This is a genomic window from Psychrobacter sp. 5A.1, assembly GCF_030407455.1.
Taxonomy (GTDB): Bacteria; Pseudomonadota; Gammaproteobacteria; order Pseudomonadales; family Moraxellaceae; genus Psychrobacter.
In genome coordinates this window covers 1-19,539 of record NZ_JASDDJ010000061.1, presented here as the reverse complement: position 1 = coordinate 19,539, position 19,539 = coordinate 1, and the positions used below count along the sequence as shown (strand labels likewise).

Sequence of the window (19,539 nt, the reverse complement as noted above, 5' to 3'; positions counted from 1 at the left end):
GGCTGGATGGAGAATAATTTACCTAAACTGTTCTATGATATGGGTTGTACTAGTTTTATTGTGGATCGACTATACCATCATCCACATATACAGATGGCTAATCTAATAGCAATTTTGGGTAAAGATATTGTTGAGTCATGGATGAAAAATAAGTGGTTAGAATTTATCCTAATGCCTGATATATATAAATTAAATTTTGATAATTCTTACATAGATAAAAGCACAAGTGAGTTCTCAGAGAGAACTACTGGACCAATTAAAAATATTAGACCAAAGATAAATATGTACTAATATTTTTCTTCCATTCAAAATCCTACTAAAACTTGCTACACTACACGCGCATTAGCAAATTCCACAATTAGACTAGTGTTATCACCCATTTTGAACTAATAAAGTCTATTTCAAATGCATGCGATATAAGGAAGCCGAGCGCAGATTGTACCCAGCGTACATCAAGCGAGGATGACACAATAGCGTATTTATTTGCACCAGACTACTAACCCAACGCACTAGGTTTACGACCTAGCCAGCAGGAGAAAAACATGAGTACCACTCAAAGTAGCAATATCCAAGATAGCACCACTACAGCTGATAACAAGTCAGCCCCCGTCTACGATAGCGTGACCAATAATATCGTCGTTGCGGCACTCTATAAATTCACACGCTTTAGTGATTTTAAGCAATACCGTGAGCCAATCTTAAATACCATGCTCGATAACGATGTAAAAGGTACTTTATTGATTGCCGCTGAAGGCATTAACGGTACGATTTCTGGTACACGCCAAAGTATTGATACTGTCCTCGACTATCTGCGTAGTATCGAAGCGATTGGCACATTTACCTTTAAAGAGTCATATACCAACGAACAGCCATTTTATCGTACTAAGGTAAAACTCAAAAAAGAAATCGTCACCATGGGTGTCGAAAATATCGATCCTTTGCAATCGGTCGGCCGTTATGTAAAACCAAGCGAATGGAATGCACTAATCTCTGATCCTGATGTCATTCTTATTGATACTCGTAACGATTATGAAGTGCAAATCGGTACCTTTAAAAATGCCGTCAATCCAAATACTGAGACCTTCCGCGAGTTCCCAGAATACGTAGCAAAAGAGATGGATCCAGCTAAGCATAAAAAAGTCGCGATGTTCTGTACTGGTGGTATCCGCTGCGAAAAATCCACTGCCTATATGCGTGAACAAGGGTTTGAAGAGGTTTATCACTTAGAAGGCGGCATCCTAAAATATCTAGAAGAAGTGCCTGCTAGCGACTCTATGTGGGAAGGTGACTGCTTTGTCTTTGACAACCGTGTATCGGTCAATCACAACTTAGAAAAAGGCAGCTACGAGCAATGTTTCGCATGCCGCATGCCGATTACTCAAGAAGAGATGCAAAGCAGCGCCTATATTAAAGGCGAGTCATGCCCGCATTGTATCGATAAAGCAACTGAAGAGCAAAAAGCCCGTTTCCGTGAACGCGAGCATCAAATGCAGCTAGCGAAAAAACGTGGTGAAGCGCATATCGGCAGCGACGTGATAGATGTGATAGAGAAACGCAAAGCCGCTAAAACTGAAGCACGTCTGCAAGCGGAAGCCGCAAACAACGCCAAAGCTAACTAGATTTAGATTTAGCAAAATAAAAAAGAGAGGCTCTCATTAATAGAGCCTCTCTTTTTTTATGACAAATTATCAGCACTTATCGAAACAATCAGTGCTGATAGAGTTGATCCAATTTAAAAGTGGCACAAGGCAACCAAGTGCAGATGTCTGTGTAATACTTCAAGCGAGGTTAACGCTGCAACGCTTTTATAGTGGACTGACTATACTAAAATAAAATACGTACGCGGATGGTTTCTTCTACGTCTTTTAATTGGTCTAACGCAGCGGTTGAGTCACTATAATCCACATCCATAATCAAATAACCAACATCGCCCTCTGTCATAAGACTCTGGGCTAAAATGTTAATGCCTGCTTCAGCAAACAGACGGTTAATCTGAGACAGTACGCCTGGTACGTTTTTGTGAATATGTAGCAGACGATGCGAATTTTCTTTGAACGGAACAGAAACTTCTGGGAAGTTCACCGCCGTTGCTGTATCACCTTGATCAGAGTATCTGACGAATTTATCCGCTACTTCTAAACCAATATTGGCCTGTGCTTCTTGCGTTGAACCACCAATATGCGGCGTCAAAATCACATTATCAAACTTACGCAGTGGCGACTCAAACTCTTCGTCAGCTGATTTTGGCTCTTTTGGGAACACGTCAATCGCCGCGCCCAATATTTTGCCAGACTCAAGCACAGCAGCGAGGTCATCAATCTCTACACAAGTACCACGTGCGGCATTGATAAAGTAGCTGCCTTCTTTCATTTGGGCGAACTGCTCAGCTTTCATCATATAACGGGTGCTTGGCACATCAGGCACGTGCAATGTCACGATATCAGCCGTTGATAGTAACTCTTCTAGACTACCAACTTGTACCGCGTTGCCTAGTGGCAGTTTGGTCACGGCATCATGATAAATGACCTTCATACCGAAGCTTTCTGCCAAGACAGACAACTGTGAGCCGATAGAGCCGTAGCCAACGATACCAATAGTCTTGCCACGCACTTCGTGTGAGTTGGTTGCAGACTTGCCCCAGCCGCCGCGATGCACGGTGGCATTCTTTTCAGGGATACCGCGGTACAGCATAATCGCTTCCGCCAATACCAGCTCAGCCACCGAACGAGTATTCGAGTATGGCGCGTTAAAAACTGGAACCCCGAGGTCACGAGCCGCTTCTAGATCTACTTGGTTAGTACCAATACAAAAGCAACCAATGCCGATCAATTTGTGCGCATGCTCAAGCACTTCACGTGTCAGCTGAGTGCGCGAACGAATCCCAATAAAGTGCGCATCTTTGATCTTTTCGATTAGCTCGTCTTTGTCTAAGGCGTGACTGATATTTTCGATATTGTGATAACCAGCACCTTCCAATACTTTTTGGGCATTGTCATGTAGACCTTCAAGCAATAAAAACCGGATTTTGTCTTTTTGTAGTGATAACGCCATATGAGAACTGTCCTATAATTGTCTTATAAAATTATCTGAGAGATAATCTATGATGGATGAAACGAAAACAGTCTCGATATCTTACACAAAATTCGACGCCGATGTTAGCAGATTAGATGAATTATTGGTTATCAAGCCTGAAAAAATTTTATGCTATAGTGAATCATTCTGTTTGAAATTGACCAAAGCGTTTTTTGTTGTTTACCCTCTTTCATACATACAGATTCTATATATAGAGAGTATCACCTACTTGTTGCTGCCACGAATTGACTGATCACTGACCTGACAGAGGTTTCGTTATATAATAGTCAGCCCCAGCATCGTGCTTACGCCAATATTGAGATTTAATCATGACGCCAACTACCGCTCAGCCCATACCCAATACCCATACAACTGCTGTTCAAGCTATCTTGAGCACACTGGTTGATGTGCATCAATTCGACCCCAGCCAAATCAAAACCGACGCTGAGAGCTTAGCGCACTGGGGCAAAGACTGGACCAAGCATTTTGCGCCAGCGGCTGCTGCCATCGTCTTTCCGAAAACTACTGAGCAAGTGCAATCCATCGTACTGCTTGCCAATGAAAACAATGTCGTCCTAACCCCGAGTGGTGGTCGTACAGGACTCTCTGCTGGTGCAGTCGCTGCCAACGGTGAAATCGTCGTCAGCATGGATAAAATGAACCATATCGGACAGTTCTATCCTGCCGATCGCATGGTTGAAGTTGAGGCCGGTGTCATCACTCAGCAGTTGCAACAATTCGCAGAGTCCAAAGACTTGTACTATCCTGTCGACTTTGCCTCAGCAGGATCAAGTCAAATCGGCGGCAATATCGGTACCAATGCTGGCGGTATCAAAGTCATTCGCTATGGCATGACCCGTCAATGGATCATGGGGCTGACCGTCGTCACGGGTAAAGGCGATATCTTGCAGCTGAATCGCGGTATGGTAAAGAACGCCACAGGTTATGATCTGCGCCAATTATTTATCGGTAGTGAAGGCACACTAGGTTTAGTCACCCATGCGCAAATCAAGCTGGAACGTCAGCCGCAAGACCTAAACGTCATGGTACTGGGCATGGACAGCTTTAACGATGTTATGAACGTGCTCTCTGCCTTTCAGGCACAGATTGACTTAACGGCTTTTGAGTTCTTTGACGATGTGGCGATTGATAAACTGATGGCACACGGTCAAGTACAAGAGCCATTTGAATCACGCACCAAGTTTTATACATTGCTAGAGTTTGAAGCACCTTATGAGCCAATCATGGACAAAGCCATGGCGATATTTGAGCATTGTATGGAGCAAGGTTGGGTCGTCGATGGTGTCATGAGTCAGAGCTTGGCACAGGCCGAAGAGCTGTGGAAACTGCGTGAGTATATCTCGGAGACCATTTCAGTGTTTACCCCTTATAAGAATGATGTATCGGTACTAATAAGCCACGTACCGACCTTTATCGAAGAGATTGATCACATTGTCAGCAGTAACTATCCTGACTTTGAAGTGTGCTGGTTCGGTCATATCGGTGATGGCAATTTGCATCTCAACATCTTAAAGCCTGAAAACATGAGCAAAGATGACTTCTTTGCTGAGTGTCAGGTCGTCAATAAATATGTGTTTGAGACGGTACAGAAATATGGTGGTTCAGTGTCTGCTGAGCATGGCGTGGGCATGACTAAAAAGCCATATCTACAATACAGCCGCAGCGAGACTGAGATTGATTATTTACGAGAGGTCAAAAAAGTCTTTGACCCAAACAATATCATGAATCGTGGTAAGATTTTTGATATGTGATGGGCTGATTGCTCACGGGATTGAGGGTATCTTAAATGTTTAACCTACCCTCAATAAAAAAGACGCTAACCCATGAAGGCTAGCGTCTTTTTTTGGCTTATAAAAGCGATAATTTATAAATATAGTAGTATCAGCGCCACCACCAGTAGTACACTCAACATTCCTTGAATAATCAAAAATGCTTGATGCGGGGCCGCGATATGGCGAAACATATTGCCCAACGCATTATAAGTAATGCCTGCTGCTTTGATATGTGGCGGGCTGTCAAAAGTTTTGATGATTTGCAAGAACTGTTCGGTTCGATCAGACGACCAACCATGCGGTGCAAATGGCAAATACGGTGACAATTGCATCGCCTGCCTTTTGGTCGCTGGTGACCACAACCAACGCTCCAAAAACAGCAAGCGCATACGCCAGTCGGCAAAGCTGCGATGATTGATGACTTGTAATAGCAACACTTCTACACTTTTATGACGACTATCGGCAAAGATACGTTTTTGCAACGCCATAACATCTGACTTTTTACCTTCGATACACTGCAAAAAATGGCCATTACCATAGCATAGCGTGCCGGTGATGCTATGCTGTTGATTGTAGTGACGGGCATGGCCTTCGACTTCCTCAAATATAGACGTGCTCAAGCGTGAGCCAACCGTCAGCGTACTGACATAGACCAACTGAACCAGCGATGAGTCTTCTATCTCATCCCATTTAATGATTCTACTGGTGTGATTTAAGGGCATAATATAATAATCCTAAAAAGCCGATGAAAGACGGCTAAACAAAACAAGCAAAACAATACTATGCCTGAGCTAAACAAGAAATCTGACTCACAAAAACGTAGCAAATAGTTACCACGTAAGACTGTTATTACCGTAACAGCTTGCTATCATAACAAGCAAAACGAAAGGTACTGATAGATATTATTTAGATTCTATATTGAGATAATAAATAAGGCGTGTTGAACCTGCACAAATAAGACAGTAGTGGCACTAGCGCTAAATGATGCTTTTGTCACTGTCCACAGGTGCGATAGGTATTAAGCGATATAGCATGTGACGATTATAATCGTTTCATCATCATCTCATTCAGTCAAAATAAATACCAAATATAGTGAGAAAAACGACATAAAATATCATCATAACCTATTGTAAATACGGCAATAAATTATTGTAACGACAATGTCTTCCTATTGGAATATTTTTATTACTTTTTTGCACAAGAACCGGCACAGCCAAGTGCTACCATCCAACTATTTGATACCACTAAATTCAGTAGATATGTAAAACAGGAATATTATGAGCAAAATAGAAAAACTAGATGATTTTCATTTGACGATTGCTGAAATCAAGAAAAAAGACTATCCACAATTAAAAGCATTGATGGATCGTGTCTATGTAAACTTAGGTGGCGCATGGTCAAAGACCACCATTCATACTTTAATCGATGCCTTTCCTGAAGGTCAAATTGCACTGTTTGATCACGACCAGCTGATTGGTATCGTGCTCTCTATGCGCGTCGATTATGCCAAGTTTTCTAATCCACATACTTATGATGACTTAATTGGACAAAAAAACATCATCAGAGACAATCCTGAAGGCGATGCTATTTATGGTTTGGATGCACTCATCGATCCTGATTATCGTGGCTATCGTCTCGGCCGTCGTCTGTATGATGCACGCAAAGAGCTGTGCCGACAGTTGAATTTACGCGCTATTTTGGCGGGTGGACGCATACCTAATTACCATAATTATAAAGATTTGACCCCAGGCGAATATATCGATGCGGTTGAAAGTCGTGAAATTCATGATTCTGCCCTGTCTTTCCAGTTATCAAACGGCTTTATTGTCAAACGTATCTTGACCGCATATCTACCTGATGACAAGCAATCAAAAGGCTTTGCTACCTTGCTTGAGTGGGCAAATATCTATTACGAGCCCAAAGACTATAAGCCCAACACGCGTAAATCCGAGGTGCGTATTGGTGGTATCCAGTGGCAGATGCGTGAAGTCGAATCACCTGAAGAATTACTACAACAGGTTGAGTTTTTTGTCGATATCATGGCCGATTACAACTCTGATTTTGCCTGCTTGCCTGAATTTTTTAATGCGCCATTGATGGGTTTGTGCGAAGAAACGGATCAAAATCTCGCGATTCGTTTTTTGGCAGGTTATACAGAATGGTTCAAAAACGAAATATCACATTTGGCCGTCAGCTATAACGTCAATGTCATTACAGGCTCTATGCCGTTATTGGATGAAGACGATATCTTATATAATGTCAGCTATTTGTGTCGCCGCGATGGTACAGTTGAAGAGCAGCGCAAAATCCACATTACCCCACATGAGCGTAGCGCTTGGGTAATCGAAGGTGGCGACGAGGTCAAAGTATTTGATACCGATGCGGGACGTATCGGCATCTTGGTCTGCTATGATGTTGAATTTCCCGAACTTGCACGCCTTATGGCACTTGATGACATGGATATCTTGTTCGTGCCCTTCTGGACCGATACCAAGAACGGCTACTTACGTGTGCGTCACTGTGCGCAAGCACGCGCGATTGAAAACGAATGCTATGTGATGATTTGTGGGTCAGTGGGCAACTTACCGCAAGTTGAGAGTTTGGATATTCAGTACGCTCAATCGTCGATTTTTTCACCATCAGATTTTGCGTTCCCGCATGATGCGATTATGGCAGAGACCACTGCCAACACGGAGATGGTATTTTTCTCTGATGTGAACTTAGACAAACTTATCCATGTGCGTAACGAAGGCTCAGTACATAACCTGATTGACCGCCGTGATGATTTGTTCAGCTTAAAGTGGAAGCGCAAAGCCAAAGTTCCAGCGAGCAAGTTGAATGATGAAGAACGCCGTGAAAATTCAGGCAGCGTACTCATTGGCAATCCATTACAAAATCGCGCACAAAAGCCTTAATCAGGTGGGTAGATAACTTACCTGTTAACAACTATGTAATCAAATTTGTGAATAACACGGCTGATATTTCAGCCGTTTATTTTATCTACCAAAAACATGTAGGATAACCAAGCAGCCACTATGACGACTGATATTAATAGTAAAGAGCGCCTTCCTGCAAAAACAACCAGACAAAAAGTAATGTCTGTATTTAAGACGGTGCTGTTATACGGTCTGATGTTTGTTGTGATTTATACCGCAGTCAACTGGTGGCGACAGCCTGTCATGCCAGCCAATCCTCAGTTGCAATTGATGGACTATCAAGGGCAAGCCGTTGATTTGGCCGCGCTGAGTCACGAGCAGCCGACACTGGTATATTTTTGGGGTACGTGGTGTTCAGTCTGTAGCTTTACCTCTCCAACGATAAACAAGCTGGCCGCCGCAAATAATTATCCTGTTGTTACTATCGCCGTTCAATCAGGATCTAACCAAGAGTTGCAGAATTACCTGACTGAAAAAAACTTCAACTTTACGACGGTAAATGATCAAGAAGGTTATATCTTTGACGACTGGCAAGGACAAGTCACGCCTTCGTATGTCATTCTAAAAGATGGTGAGATGACGCAAGGCCTGACGGGGATTCAGCCACTTTGGTCATTGAAGTTACGACTGTGGTTATCGTCGGTTTTTTAGCAGCTGATACATACATCCTTTGCCTCTCACTCAATCGACACTCAGAGAGGCCCTGCTTAAGGTTTAGTCAACGATATATGACGCAGATAAACGGTTGATATTGGACAAAATTAGGGCGATATCGCTCAGCTCTTTTTACCCTACCCTTTTTGTCATATAATAGCTGCCGATCTAAAAAAATTTTATCATTATTTTTATAAGCATATTTTATGTTGCAATCGTCTCGTTACCATTTATTATTGACGTAACTATTTACGGACTAATGAGCGACAATGGTTATTTATTGGCATGATGGTTGATAAACCAACTATGATGAGCAATATACTTACTATTCGTAATTGAACATTTCAACACAGCGTAAACCTCAGTACTATATTGAAATACATTGAACATCGAGCCTTGTATCCGGTTTTGAACCGACACACAAACCTACCTTTTAAAAAGATACCTTCTATGACTGATAAAAGCACTGACACGCCAAGCCAAGATTACAAAGACACACTGAACCTTGCGGACACGCCATTTGCGATGCGCGCAAACCTTGCTAAACGCGAGCCAGATTGGCTGGCTGCTTGGGAAGCAGACGATGTGTATGGCAAAATTCGTCAGGCACGTGCCGGTGCAACCAAGTATATTTTGCATGATGGCCCTCCCTACGCCAATGGTCAGATTCATTTGGGTCACGCGGTCAATAAAGTATTAAAAGACATTATTGTAAAATCAAAAACCATGTCAGGATTTGACGCGCCTTATGTCCCTGGTTGGGATTGTCATGGTCTGCCAATCGAACAAAAAGTCGAAGCCAAGGTCGGTAAAGTTGGTCAAAAAGTTTCTGCTACCGAATTCCGTGGTCTGTGCCGCGAATACGCGAGCACTCAGATTGAACTGCAAAAAACAGACTTCAAACGCTTAGGTGTGTTTGGTGATTGGGACAATCCTTATTTGACCATGAACTTTCATCAAGAAGCCAATATCGTACGTGCGCTTGCCAAAATCTATGACAACGGTCATGTGACTCGCGGTATGAAGCCTGTCAACTGGTGCTTGGACTGTAGCTCTGCCCTAGCAGAAGCTGAAGTAGAGTATCAAGATAAAGTCTCTGATGCGATTTATGTCAGTTTTGATGTGCTCGGTACAGATAAAGTGGCCGCACTAGCTGAAGTAGCGGGTAATATCGCTGCTGTTATTTGGACCACCACGCCATGGACGTTACCTGCCAACCAAGCTATCTCAGTACATCCAGAGCATAACTATAGCGTGGTTGCTACCGAAAAAGGCAACCTGCTACTCGCAGCGGATCTTGTAGAAACTGCGTTGACAGAGCTCAAACTAGAAAATAACGGCATCCTAGCAACCGTATCAGGCAGCGAGCTTGAAGGGTTACGTGCCCAGCATCCACTGATTGAAGACCGTCAAGTACCGCTCATCTTAGGCGATCACGTAACCACAGATAGCGGTACTGGTCTGGTACATACCGCACCTGGTCATGGTTTGGACGATTATATCGTTGGTCTAAAATATAACTTACCGGTGGAAAACCCTGTAAGCGGTACGGGTGTTTATTTAGACAGTGCGGCGGTATTTGCAGGCGAGCACATCTATAAAGCCAATCCAAAAATCATCGCCACATTGCATGATAATGGGCATTTAATCAGCCATACCAAAATTGAGCACAGCTATCCGCATTGCTGGCGCCATAAGTCACCGATTATTTTCCGTGCCACCCCTCAGTGGTTTATCAATATGGAAACCAAAGGCTTACGTGATCGCGCGCTTGCTGACATTCCATCGGTTAGCTGGACGCCAGCATGGGGACAAAACCGTATCGAAGCAATGATGACAGGCCGTCCTGATTGGTGTATCTCACGTCAGCGTACGTGGGGCGTGCCAATCACTTTCTTCACTCACAAAGAAACAGGCGAATTGCATCCAAACACGCTTGAGTTGATGGAAGTCGCGGCACAAAAAATCAATGAAGGCGGCGTGGAAGCGTGGTTTGATGCCAGCTGTGAAGATTTCTTAGGCAGCGAGGCCGCTGACTATGACAAAGCGACTGACACATTGGATGTTTGGTTTGACTCAGGCACGACGCATTTTGCCGTACTTGATCAGCGTGATGAATTGACCAACCCAGCAGACATATATCTAGAAGGCTCTGACCAACATCGCGGCTGGTTCCAAACATCATTATTGACATCGGAAGCCATGTATGAGCGCCCACCGTTCAAGCAAGTATTGACCCATGGTTTTGTGGTCGATGAAAACGGTCGCAAGATGAGTAAATCACTGGGCAATATCATCACGCCGCAAGAAGAGATTAACAAAACGGGTGCGGACATGCTGCGCCTGTGGATTGCGTCGAGCGACTATCGTTATGAGATGAGCGCAGGTAAAACGGTCTTTAAAGGCGCGATCGATATGTATCGCCGTATCCGTAATACCTTACGTTTCTTGCTTGCCAACACCGACGACTTTAATCCAGTGACTGACAGCATTGATGTCAATGAGCTAGTGAGTCTTGATAAGTTTATCATTGAGCGTGCACAAAGCGTACAAGCGCAAATCATTAGCGCTTATGATGCAATGGATTTCCACCAAGTCACTCAGCACATCACTGCGTTTTGCTCACAAGACTTGGGTAGCTTCTACTTAGATATCATCAAAGATCGTCAGTACACCACACAGGCAGATGGACAGCCGCGTCGCTCTGCGCAGACGGCTATCTATCATATCACTCATGCACTGATTCGCTGGATCACACCGATCTTGTCATTCACCGCGCAAGAGGCTTGGGAAGTACTGAACCAACGTGATGCTGATAAAGGCGGCTATGTATTCACTCAAGAGTGGTATAAATTCCCAGCATTTGAGCTAAGTGCGATCAGTAATGACGATTGGCAGCGCATTATGTTCGCCAAAGATATGGTGAACAAACATATCGAAACGGCGCGTGGTGAAAAAATCATCAATGCAAACTTATCTGCCGATGTGAATCTGTACGCTGACGGTGCAATGTATGAAAGCCTAGCCAAGCTTGATGAAGAGCTTCGCTTTGTACTCATCACTAGCAACGCAGCGCTAAAGCCAATGAGTGAAGCCCCTGCCGATAGCATCAAACAGACAGATGATGCGACCGAAACCAATACCGAAGCGTCCGTAGATTTAGTGGTACAAGTAAGCGCGGCTACTGGTACTAAGTGTGTACGCTGCTGGCACATCCGTGATGATATCGGCACAGATAGCACACACCCTGAGCTATGCGCGCGCTGCGTGACCAATGTCAGTGGCGACGGTGAGGTGCGCCATTATGCCTAACTCCACGGACTCATCTGATAATACGCAGCCGCTGGTTGATGTCGATCATTCGCCCAAACCTGCTCATGCAACCACAGGTAGCTCGACCATGCCTAAAAGCCGTCTGAACAAGTCAACAAATAGGACACCAAAACTGGTCGCCAATGGCAGTCGTGCTTTTATGTGGTACTTTCTGGCGCTGATTATCGTTATTATTGATCAGTGGACCAAGTGGTTGGCTGAAACCAAACTGACCTTTCATGAGCCCGTACCAGTGATTGAGCCATTTCTCAATTGGACATTGGCTTATAACTATGGTGCGGCATTTAGCTTTTTGGCGGATGCGGGTGGTTGGCAAAAGTGGTTTTTTTCAGGACTGGCATTACTCATGTCGCTGTTTTTGATTATCTATTTGATCAAAGCGCCACGCAAAGCCACGCTGTTATCGTTTGGCTTAGCACTGGTGCTTGGCGGTGCAGTTGGCAACCTTATTGACCGCCTACTACATGGTCATGTCATCGATTTTATCCATGTACATAATGCTGATATCTGGCATTATCCTATCTTCAATATTGCAGATATGGGCATCAGTATTGGTGTGGCGATGATTGTCATTGATATGCTGTTTTTGGAAAAAAAGCGTGAAATGCCACGGCCATAATTGCGTGTAGTTAGATAAACCAGTTCAATTCATAAATAAAAAGGTGGGTTACGCAGTCGTAACCCACCTTTTTTTGTCCGTTAGTATGGTTATATAGTCAAAGAACTGTAAAATAGGTACAAGGCAGCCGACTGCAGATTGTACAAATAGTACATCTAAGAAGGGTAGCGCCGTAGCGGTTTAGTAGTTCACCGACTATAGCAACCCTGATAATAAATCAGTCAACGTCTCTAAACCACCACCCGCCAATAAAAACAACAATCCTGCCATATTAACAACAACCGTTAAATAATAGGTAACTCGAAACTCAGGCTTTTGTGATTTATGGCGTAAATAGGTTTGGGCAATTAACGCCCCTACCCAACCACCAAGTGTACTGAGTAGATGTAGTGTAGACTCAGGCGTACGCCAGTCACCATTCTGTGCCGCTGCTTTGTCTTTGGCATACATCCCATAAGTAATCAGCCCTAATGCCGCATACCAGCCGACCACTAGCCAGCTCAGTTTATCTGTCGCTGCTAATAAAGCTAAGACACCATAAAAAGCCAAGCCAAGGAACGAGCGTTTCTTTTGTCCTGCTTCAAATTCCGCCTGATGGCTGCGTTTTTGATTGCGTTTTCGGATCTGCTGGTTTTTTTGTGACATTTTTTGCTGTACGAACCCAAGCTCTTGTACTTGCTTGGCTCGCCTACGTCCCTCCGCATCTTGTCCAATACTAAAGACGACTTGCTCACCGACATCCGGACGACGACGCGCTTTAAACTCACTAACATGAAAGAAAACAGACTCGCCTGTTTCGGTTTCGATAAAGCCAAACCCTTTATCATCCTGCCATTTTTTGACAGTGCCTTGTTGTTTATTCACCACCGACACCTCATATCTTTTAGAATTGCCAATTATAGTACACCATCTGCGTTACATTATTGACGCTTACATCTGGTCTTAGATGGCTTATTATTTCTTACACTATAATACTGCAATTAAAGAGACAGTAATCAAACGCATTATTTTCTATTCTTTTATTCTAGCAACCGATGGCTTTTTATTATGACTCAATCTCAATTTATCAATCCAAACGAAGACACTCGTATCGCTCACGGCAGCCTTGTGAAGCTACACTTTGAAGTTTCACTAGCAAATGGCACTATCATCGACTCAACGTTTAATCGTGATGCACCCGTGTCTTTGACCATCGGTGATGAGAGCTTGTTACCTGGTTTTGAACAAGTACTGATGAATCTACGCGCCGGTGACACTCGCAGTGCACACCTTGAGCCAGAGCAGGCATTTGGTGAGTGGAATCCTGAAAACATCCAACAATTCAGCCGCCCTCAATTCGCGCTAGTTGCTGACCATCCAGAAATCGGCATGATGGTTGAATTCGAAGACAAAGGCAAAAACACCCTACCTGGTACTATCAGTGCCATCCATGAGGACCAAGTCGAAGTAGATTTTAACCATCCTCTTGCAGGACAAGACGTATTGTTTAAAGTAAAAATCTTTAAAGTCACCCCGCCTGGTGTCACTGGTATCAAATTGATGTAGCCAGTTAGGATGCATTTAATTCATAATTATTTAAACGCATGTTTGTTTAAATGTGTGCTCACTCAAAAAGCAGCTCAGAATCAACCCGCACTAGCCAAAAATTACTATAAATAAAACACCGTCAAAAAGGAGACTAGCATGCAATACAATATGCTGCCGCAGCTCGATGAAAAAATATCTAAAATCTGTCTCGGTACAATGACATGGGGACAGCAAAATACGGAAACTCAAGCACATGAGCAAATGGACTTGGCACTCAGCGAAGGGGTCAACTTTTGGGACACCGCCGAGATGTACCCCTCACCGCCAGATAAAGACAAACAAGGCGATACTGAACGCTTTATGGGCACTTGGTTTAACAAGACCAAACAGCGTGACAAAGTCATTCTCGCCAGCAAAATATCACCGATGGGGTTTTTGCGTGACGGGCAAACGCGTTTTAACGCTGAGCACATCAGTGGTGCTATTGATGACAATCTAAAACGTCTACAAACAGATTATATCGACATCTATCAGCTGCACTGGCCTGAGCGTCAGACCAACTTTTTTAGTCAGCTTGGTTATACCGAAGAGATGGCATCGCAACCGCTAGATGATTTGACACCGTTTTTAGAGACCATTCAAGCACTGAATGATGAGATTAAAACAGGTCGTATTCGGTCTTATGGACTGTCGAACGATACTGCTTGGGGACTGATGCGCTACCTATGGGAGGCGGATAAAAATGGCTTAATCCCGCCTGTTACTGTGCAAAACCCATACAGCTTGCTGAACCGCTTATATGAAATTAATATGGCAGAGATTGCTCATCGTGAGAATGTTGGCTTACTCGCCTATTCTCCACTCGGCTTTGGCGTACTGTCTGGTAAATATCTCGATGGCAAGCGCCCGACTGGCGCGCGCCTGACGATGTACGATCGCTTTGCCCGCTATACCAATGAAGAGGCTATATCAGCCACTGAACAATATGCCAAAATAGCGGCTGATGCAGGGCTGGACATGGCGCAGATGTCACTAGCATTCGTTAACTCTCGTCACTTTGTCACCAGTAACATCATTGGGGCAACGACGACCGAGCAACTCAAATCAAACATCGATAGTGTCAATATTGAGCTAACAGCCGATGTCTTAGCAGCGATTGAAGCGGTGCATACACAGCAGCCTAATCCATCGCCATAGTTGGTCGTTTATAGAGAGTAAATATTAATAGAGACTGCTGAATAAATGACATTATGCTTGCTCTATTAAATCTGCCAAAAAAAAGGGCGCAAATCGTTTCGATTTGCGCCCTTTTATTGACTATCTGATATTAGCTACACTAGCTCAACTCTAAGTTAATCAGTCTTCAACTGGTGCACTAAGAACTCTTGAATGCAACTCTGCCAATCCTTCATTCATGCGTGCTTGCAATAAATTGGTCAGCTCACTTTTGGTGCAGCCTTTTGGATCTATCGGTGCTAATGGCAATACATATGCTGTGATGTCTTTGCTATCGAGTACTTTTTTCATACTGTCCTTCATCGTCATCTTGCCAAAATAGGGCAATGCTTCGCTTAGTGTGCCATCTTTATTGACATAAGCGACGATAATCGGTCTGATAGGGACATCAGCGTCTATCGCCGACTGGAGCAATGTGCCATGGATACGCTTGATTTTTTTGCCACTGGTAGTGGTTGCTTCGGGAAAGAAAATCACCGAAAAACCTTTGGCTAAAAAATCTGCAATCTGTGCTGATACTGAGCCTGCATCACCGGAGCCGCGCTCAATGAACAGCGTTCCTGCCGCATGAGCAAGCTTGCCAAACACAGGCCACTCGCCAATTTCAGCTTTAGATAAAAAGAACGCTGGGCTCACAGTACCAACGACAGGAATATCCATCCATGACACATGGTTGGATACCCATAGGCCGTGATGTTGCTCTACTGGCTCAACCTCAACCACCTTTACCCCAAACGAGCCTGCCATCTTACGACAAAACGTCTGGATATAGCGCGGCAGTGTTTCGCGCGGTGGCTGCCTAAATGCACCGATACGCTGTGCAGCACGCAAGCCGCCGACCATGGTCGTGGTCATGCCAGCAATTTGCTTGCCACGACCCAACTGTTGTCTGAGTGAAAAGCTTGATTTAGCTTGGCTCATCTTCGCCCTCATGATTAAATAACGGGTGTTTAATAGTCAAAAAACGAGCTAAGTATAACAAAGTTCACACGCTCAGTGATAGCTTGTTCACTCAGTGAGTGTTTACTTTTATACAAATGGGCAATAAAGCAGATTTATAAAAAATAAGCCACAGTAAGTGCTGTAACATAAAACCATCGCTAATTATGCTCATACCCTTTAATATCAAGTGATAAGACCATATATATACAATCAGATGAATGCTATATCAAAGTATACTGAACTGATAATAGCGATATATTTACTTTATTAAATAGGTGATACTCTTTGGATTATTTTGAAAGACATGAAGGTGGTGAGCGCGCCATTATTGTACATTTGGACATCCGCCAAATTCAGGATCCCGACGATCTAGGCGAGTTTGAGCTATTAGCAGACTCAGCCGGTGCAGATCGCTTGGCACTGGTCACAGGCTCCCGTGCGCGCCCTGATGCCAGATACTTCGTCGGTAGCGGCAAAGCACAAGAAATCGCAGAATTAGTGCGCGAGCATGATGCGGATATCGTACTTTTTAACCACAGCCTGTCACCCTCACAAGAGCGTAATATCGAAGCATTGGTGCAATGCCGTGTACTTGATCGTACTGGTTTGATCTTGGACATTTTCGCTCAGCGTGCCCGTACTTATGAAGGTAAGCTCCAAGTTGAGCTGGCACAGCTGAATCATTTATCGACGCGTTTGGTGCGTGGTTGGACGCATTTGGAGCGTCAAAAAGGTGGTATTGGTCTGCGTGGACCAGGTGAAACCCAGCTTGAGACGGATCGTCGCTTGTTACAAGTGCGCGTCATGCAGCTCAAAAGTAGAATTGAGAAAGTCAGACAGACCCGTGCGCAAGGTCGAGCCCGCCGCCAAAAATCAGACGTGCCGACTATTTCACTTGTTGGTTATACCAATGCGGGCAAGTCCACTTTGTTCAATCGCTTGGTGGATGAAAACATCTATGCTGCTGATAAATTGTTTGCGACACTCGATCCAACGCTACGCCGCTTAGACTGGCAAGGTGTGGGACGAGTCGTTTTGGTTGATACGGTAGGTTTTGTCCGTCATTTGCCACATGAGTTGGTCGAATCGTTTCATGCAACACTAGAAGAGACGCTAGAGGCAGACTTATTATTGCATGTTATCGATTCCTCTAGCGAAGACATGCACGAGCAAATTCAAGCGGTCAAAGATGTACTGGCTGAAATCGATAACAATGTACCAGTGCTCAATGTCTACAACAAAATTGATTTGACGGATGAACCTGCACGTATCGGCTATGCCAGCGAAGGTGAACCTAACCGCGTCTATGTGTCTTCTAGAGAGAACTTGGGCATGGAAGAATTATCATTAGCCGTGCAGCAGTTACTCACCGGCACATTAACCACTTTTGATTTAACGCTCCCTTATCATGCAGGACAGTTAAAAAATACCTTGTATGAGCTCGGCGTGATTCAAGAAGAAAGCTATGATGACAGTGGTCATGAGTGCTTAACGATTCGCTTGCCAAGTGATAGATTGAGACAACTCCTTGGTCAAGCGGATCTAGATCCAGTAGACGTACTGCCGCTTGCCCAAGCAACGCTACTGATGCCTGTACTTGAAGAATTTGAGCAGCCTGATGAGGTTGAAGAGCAGACAATGACTGAAGCAGAAGAAAAAGCATTTGACGAATTTGATGCCTTAAATGCTGAAGGGATTGATTCAGAAAAATGATCGCTTGAGTAGATACATGCGCAAACCTCTGACTCAGCATATTTGGTAGTCGACTTTTACATATAGTCAAACCACTTTAAACCCGATACAGTGCGACTGGGATGAGTTTTGCAAAGCCTATGTAGTAGGATCAAAAAAGGACGATATCAATCGATGTCGTCCTTTTTATTTTGAGACAACGGGTCCTTACTCATAAGCTTTATTAGTTGCCTTACTCTCTATATAATCGCCTGTTATACATTCAACAAATACTGATAGGTGAACCTCGTAACTGAGAGGTTAAAATCTAGAGTGATCGCGCACACGTTTTTGTAAACTCATCATCTGTATCTGACTTGGCCAAAACTGCTTATGAAGCCTACTCACTCCTCCCCTATACCTCTATGGCTCGCGTTAATCCTAACCTTGACCATGGTCATCTTGGTCCGAGAGACCGCCGTTATTCTCTGTCAAATGGCAGGTATCGAAAAAGCCGCCAATATTGTCGGCTTGGTTGCCATGTTCACTATTTTGATCGTATGGCGACTGCTAAAAGGGCTGCCTAGCTGGATCACACAAGCCAGTAATACCTTGTTGGTCGATAGTGGTTTTGCTTTTTTACCTGTCTCTGCTGGTGCAGGCTTATTACTGTTTGCGCTAGGAGATGAGCTGTGGGGTGTGATGATAACGATGATAGTGAGTACGCTCATACCAATGTGGGGGCTAGCAATACTGGCCAATCGCTGGCTGAATCAAGATACCAATACTGATAGCACCACTACCAATGAGCAAAAGGGACAGCCGTGAGCTGCGGAGAGACATTATGACTTTTGACAGCGTACTTGTGGCGACCCTAGCCGCAGTGCTATTGACCTTAGCCGCCCATGTAATCGCACGGGTATTAGCACGCAAACTATCATGGTTACCGATGGTAATTACCGCGCTCGTCCTAGTTTTAGTCTTCCTGTTTGTCTTGCAGTGGGATTACGACAACTATTATAGCGCGGCCAAGCCTGTATTCGATCATCTGTTGGGATACGTCACGGTAGTCTTGGCCATACCGCTCGCAGCGATGAATTTTAAAGGCTTACCTGTCAAAAAACTCATTTTAATCGTCGCTATTGCTAGTGCGGTTGGGGCGTTACTGCCTATGTCATTGGCCTATTTATTTTCACTCAACCATGACACCATATTGGCTTTCGCTACTCGCTCTGTGACCACACCCATTGGCCTGAGTGTCGCCGACTTAATCAAAGCCCCTTTGCCAATGGCCAATTTAATCATCATCGTCTCAGGTCTGATTGGTGGTACTGTCGCTCGCTTTTTGTTTCGTGGTATCGATGATGACCGTGCCAAAGGACTGGCTCTTGGACTCGCAGCTCACGCATTTGGTACAGTAGAAGCATGGCAAATCAGTCATACAGCGGGACGTTATGCCGCATTCGGATTGGCAGTCAATGGGCTGGTTACTGCAGTTTGGGTACCTATTTTTATCAGCGCTATAGTCAGTGCTTAGTCTTAGTCTTAGTCTTAGTCTTAGTCTTAGTCTTAATTTTACTTCTGCTTAGACCACTCAATTTTTTATAAATTTAATTGCCTGCACGCTTATTTATTATTGGCTCTAAATTAAATATTGCTTGGCCTATTTCATTGTCATCATTGCGTCTTAGAGAATTGAGAAGATTGATTTATCTAAAATTATGAGTATACAAAATTCGGTGCAAATGGCTCATTA

16 protein-coding genes are annotated in these 19,539 nt (G+C 44.1%); 12 read left to right on the top strand and 4 right to left on the bottom strand.

The window, feature by feature from the left end:
- Positions 1-291, top strand: a 291-nt coding sequence (locus QL982_RS11900; RefSeq protein WP_290190340.1) for a hypothetical protein, incomplete at its 5' end; no start/stop codon positions are given.
- 329 nt (positions 292-620) lie between these two features.
- Positions 621-1,619 carry a rhodanese-related sulfurtransferase gene (locus QL982_RS11895; RefSeq protein ID WP_356645693.1) on the top strand — a complete coding sequence of 333 codons (999 nt, stop codon included), beginning with the start codon at positions 621-623 and terminating at the stop codon, positions 1,617-1,619.
- Positions 1,620-1,824: 205 nt separating this feature from the next.
- Here the strand turns inward: QL982_RS11895 and serA are convergent, their stop codons facing one another.
- Positions 1,825-3,051 carry a phosphoglycerate dehydrogenase gene (serA, locus tag QL982_RS11890; RefSeq protein WP_290162107.1) on the bottom strand — a complete coding sequence of 409 codons (1,227 nt, stop codon included), beginning with the start codon at positions 3,049-3,051 and terminating at the stop codon, positions 1,825-1,827.
- A gap of 350 nt (positions 3,052-3,401) precedes the next feature.
- Between serA and QL982_RS11885 the strand changes: the two genes are divergently transcribed.
- On the top strand, positions 3,402-4,844 hold the full coding sequence (locus QL982_RS11885; protein ID WP_290162109.1) for an FAD-binding oxidoreductase: 1,443 nt from the start codon (positions 3,402-3,404) through the stop codon (positions 4,842-4,844).
- 113 nt (positions 4,845-4,957) lie between these two features.
- On the opposite strand, the gene QL982_RS11880 is transcribed toward QL982_RS11885, so the two are convergent.
- Entirely contained in the window at positions 4,958-5,587 is a 630-nt protein-coding gene (locus QL982_RS11880) for a BLUF domain-containing protein (RefSeq protein ID WP_290162111.1), read from the bottom strand.
- Between the two features lie 555 nt (positions 5,588-6,142).
- Between QL982_RS11880 and QL982_RS11875 the strand changes: the two genes are divergently transcribed.
- The 4 genes from QL982_RS11875 to lspA all read left to right on the top strand — a co-directional run bounded on the left by QL982_RS11875 (position 6,143) and on the right by lspA (position 12,407).
- Positions 6,143-7,780 (top strand): carbon-nitrogen hydrolase family protein, encoded by a 1,638-nt coding sequence (locus tag QL982_RS11875; protein ID WP_290162113.1) that lies wholly within the window; start codon positions 6,143-6,145, stop codon positions 7,778-7,780.
- Positions 7,781-7,900: 120 nt separating this feature from the next.
- Entirely contained in the window at positions 7,901-8,452 is a 552-nt protein-coding gene (locus QL982_RS11870; RefSeq protein WP_290162115.1) for a protein disulfide oxidoreductase, read from the top strand.
- Positions 8,453-8,905: 453 nt separating this feature from the next.
- Entirely contained in the window at positions 8,906-11,767 is a 2,862-nt protein-coding gene (gene ileS, locus QL982_RS11865) for an isoleucine--tRNA ligase (RefSeq protein WP_290162117.1), read from the top strand.
- Entirely contained in the window at positions 11,760-12,407 is a 648-nt protein-coding gene (gene lspA, locus QL982_RS11860; protein ID WP_290162119.1) for a signal peptidase II, read from the top strand. The genes ileS and lspA overlap by 8 nt, the downstream gene beginning before the upstream one ends.
- A gap of 195 nt (positions 12,408-12,602) precedes the next feature.
- Here the strand turns inward: lspA and QL982_RS11855 are convergent, their stop codons facing one another.
- The gene (locus tag QL982_RS11855) at positions 12,603-13,271 is read right to left on the bottom strand and encodes a DUF1294 domain-containing protein (RefSeq protein WP_290162121.1); all 669 of its coding nucleotides are present in this window, start codon (positions 13,269-13,271) and stop codon (positions 12,603-12,605) included.
- 183 nt (positions 13,272-13,454) lie between these two features.
- Here QL982_RS11855 and QL982_RS11850 point away from each other — a divergent pair, with 183 nt between their 5' ends.
- Positions 13,455-13,952, top strand: coding sequence for a peptidylprolyl isomerase (locus QL982_RS11850; RefSeq protein WP_290162123.1), 498 nt, complete (start codon positions 13,455-13,457; stop codon positions 13,950-13,952).
- Between the two features lie 138 nt (positions 13,953-14,090).
- Complete coding sequence (locus QL982_RS11845) at positions 14,091-15,131, top strand: aldo/keto reductase (RefSeq protein ID WP_290162125.1); 1,041 nt, start codon at positions 14,091-14,093, stop codon at positions 15,129-15,131.
- A 159-nt stretch (positions 15,132-15,290) separates the two neighbouring features.
- On the opposite strand, the gene QL982_RS11840 is transcribed toward QL982_RS11845, so the two are convergent.
- On the bottom strand, positions 15,291-16,091 hold the full coding sequence (locus QL982_RS11840; protein ID WP_290162126.1) for a lysophospholipid acyltransferase family protein: 801 nt from the start codon (positions 16,089-16,091) through the stop codon (positions 15,291-15,293).
- Between the two features lie 306 nt (positions 16,092-16,397).
- Here QL982_RS11840 and hflX point away from each other — a divergent pair, with 306 nt between their 5' ends.
- The 3 genes from hflX to QL982_RS11825 all read left to right on the top strand — a co-directional run bounded on the left by hflX (position 16,398) and on the right by QL982_RS11825 (position 19,320).
- Positions 16,398-17,825 carry a ribosome rescue GTPase HflX gene (hflX, locus tag QL982_RS11835; protein WP_290162128.1) on the top strand — a complete coding sequence of 476 codons (1,428 nt, stop codon included), beginning with the start codon at positions 16,398-16,400 and terminating at the stop codon, positions 17,823-17,825.
- A gap of 351 nt (positions 17,826-18,176) precedes the next feature.
- Positions 18,177-18,611: a CidA/LrgA family protein gene (locus tag QL982_RS11830; RefSeq protein WP_290162130.1), complete on the top strand. Its 435-nt coding sequence runs from the start codon at positions 18,177-18,179 to the stop codon at positions 18,609-18,611.
- A 16-nt stretch (positions 18,612-18,627) separates the two neighbouring features.
- On the top strand, positions 18,628-19,320 hold the full coding sequence (locus QL982_RS11825; RefSeq protein WP_290162132.1) for an LrgB family protein: 693 nt from the start codon (positions 18,628-18,630) through the stop codon (positions 19,318-19,320).
- Positions 19,321-19,539: the final 219 nt, after the last annotated feature.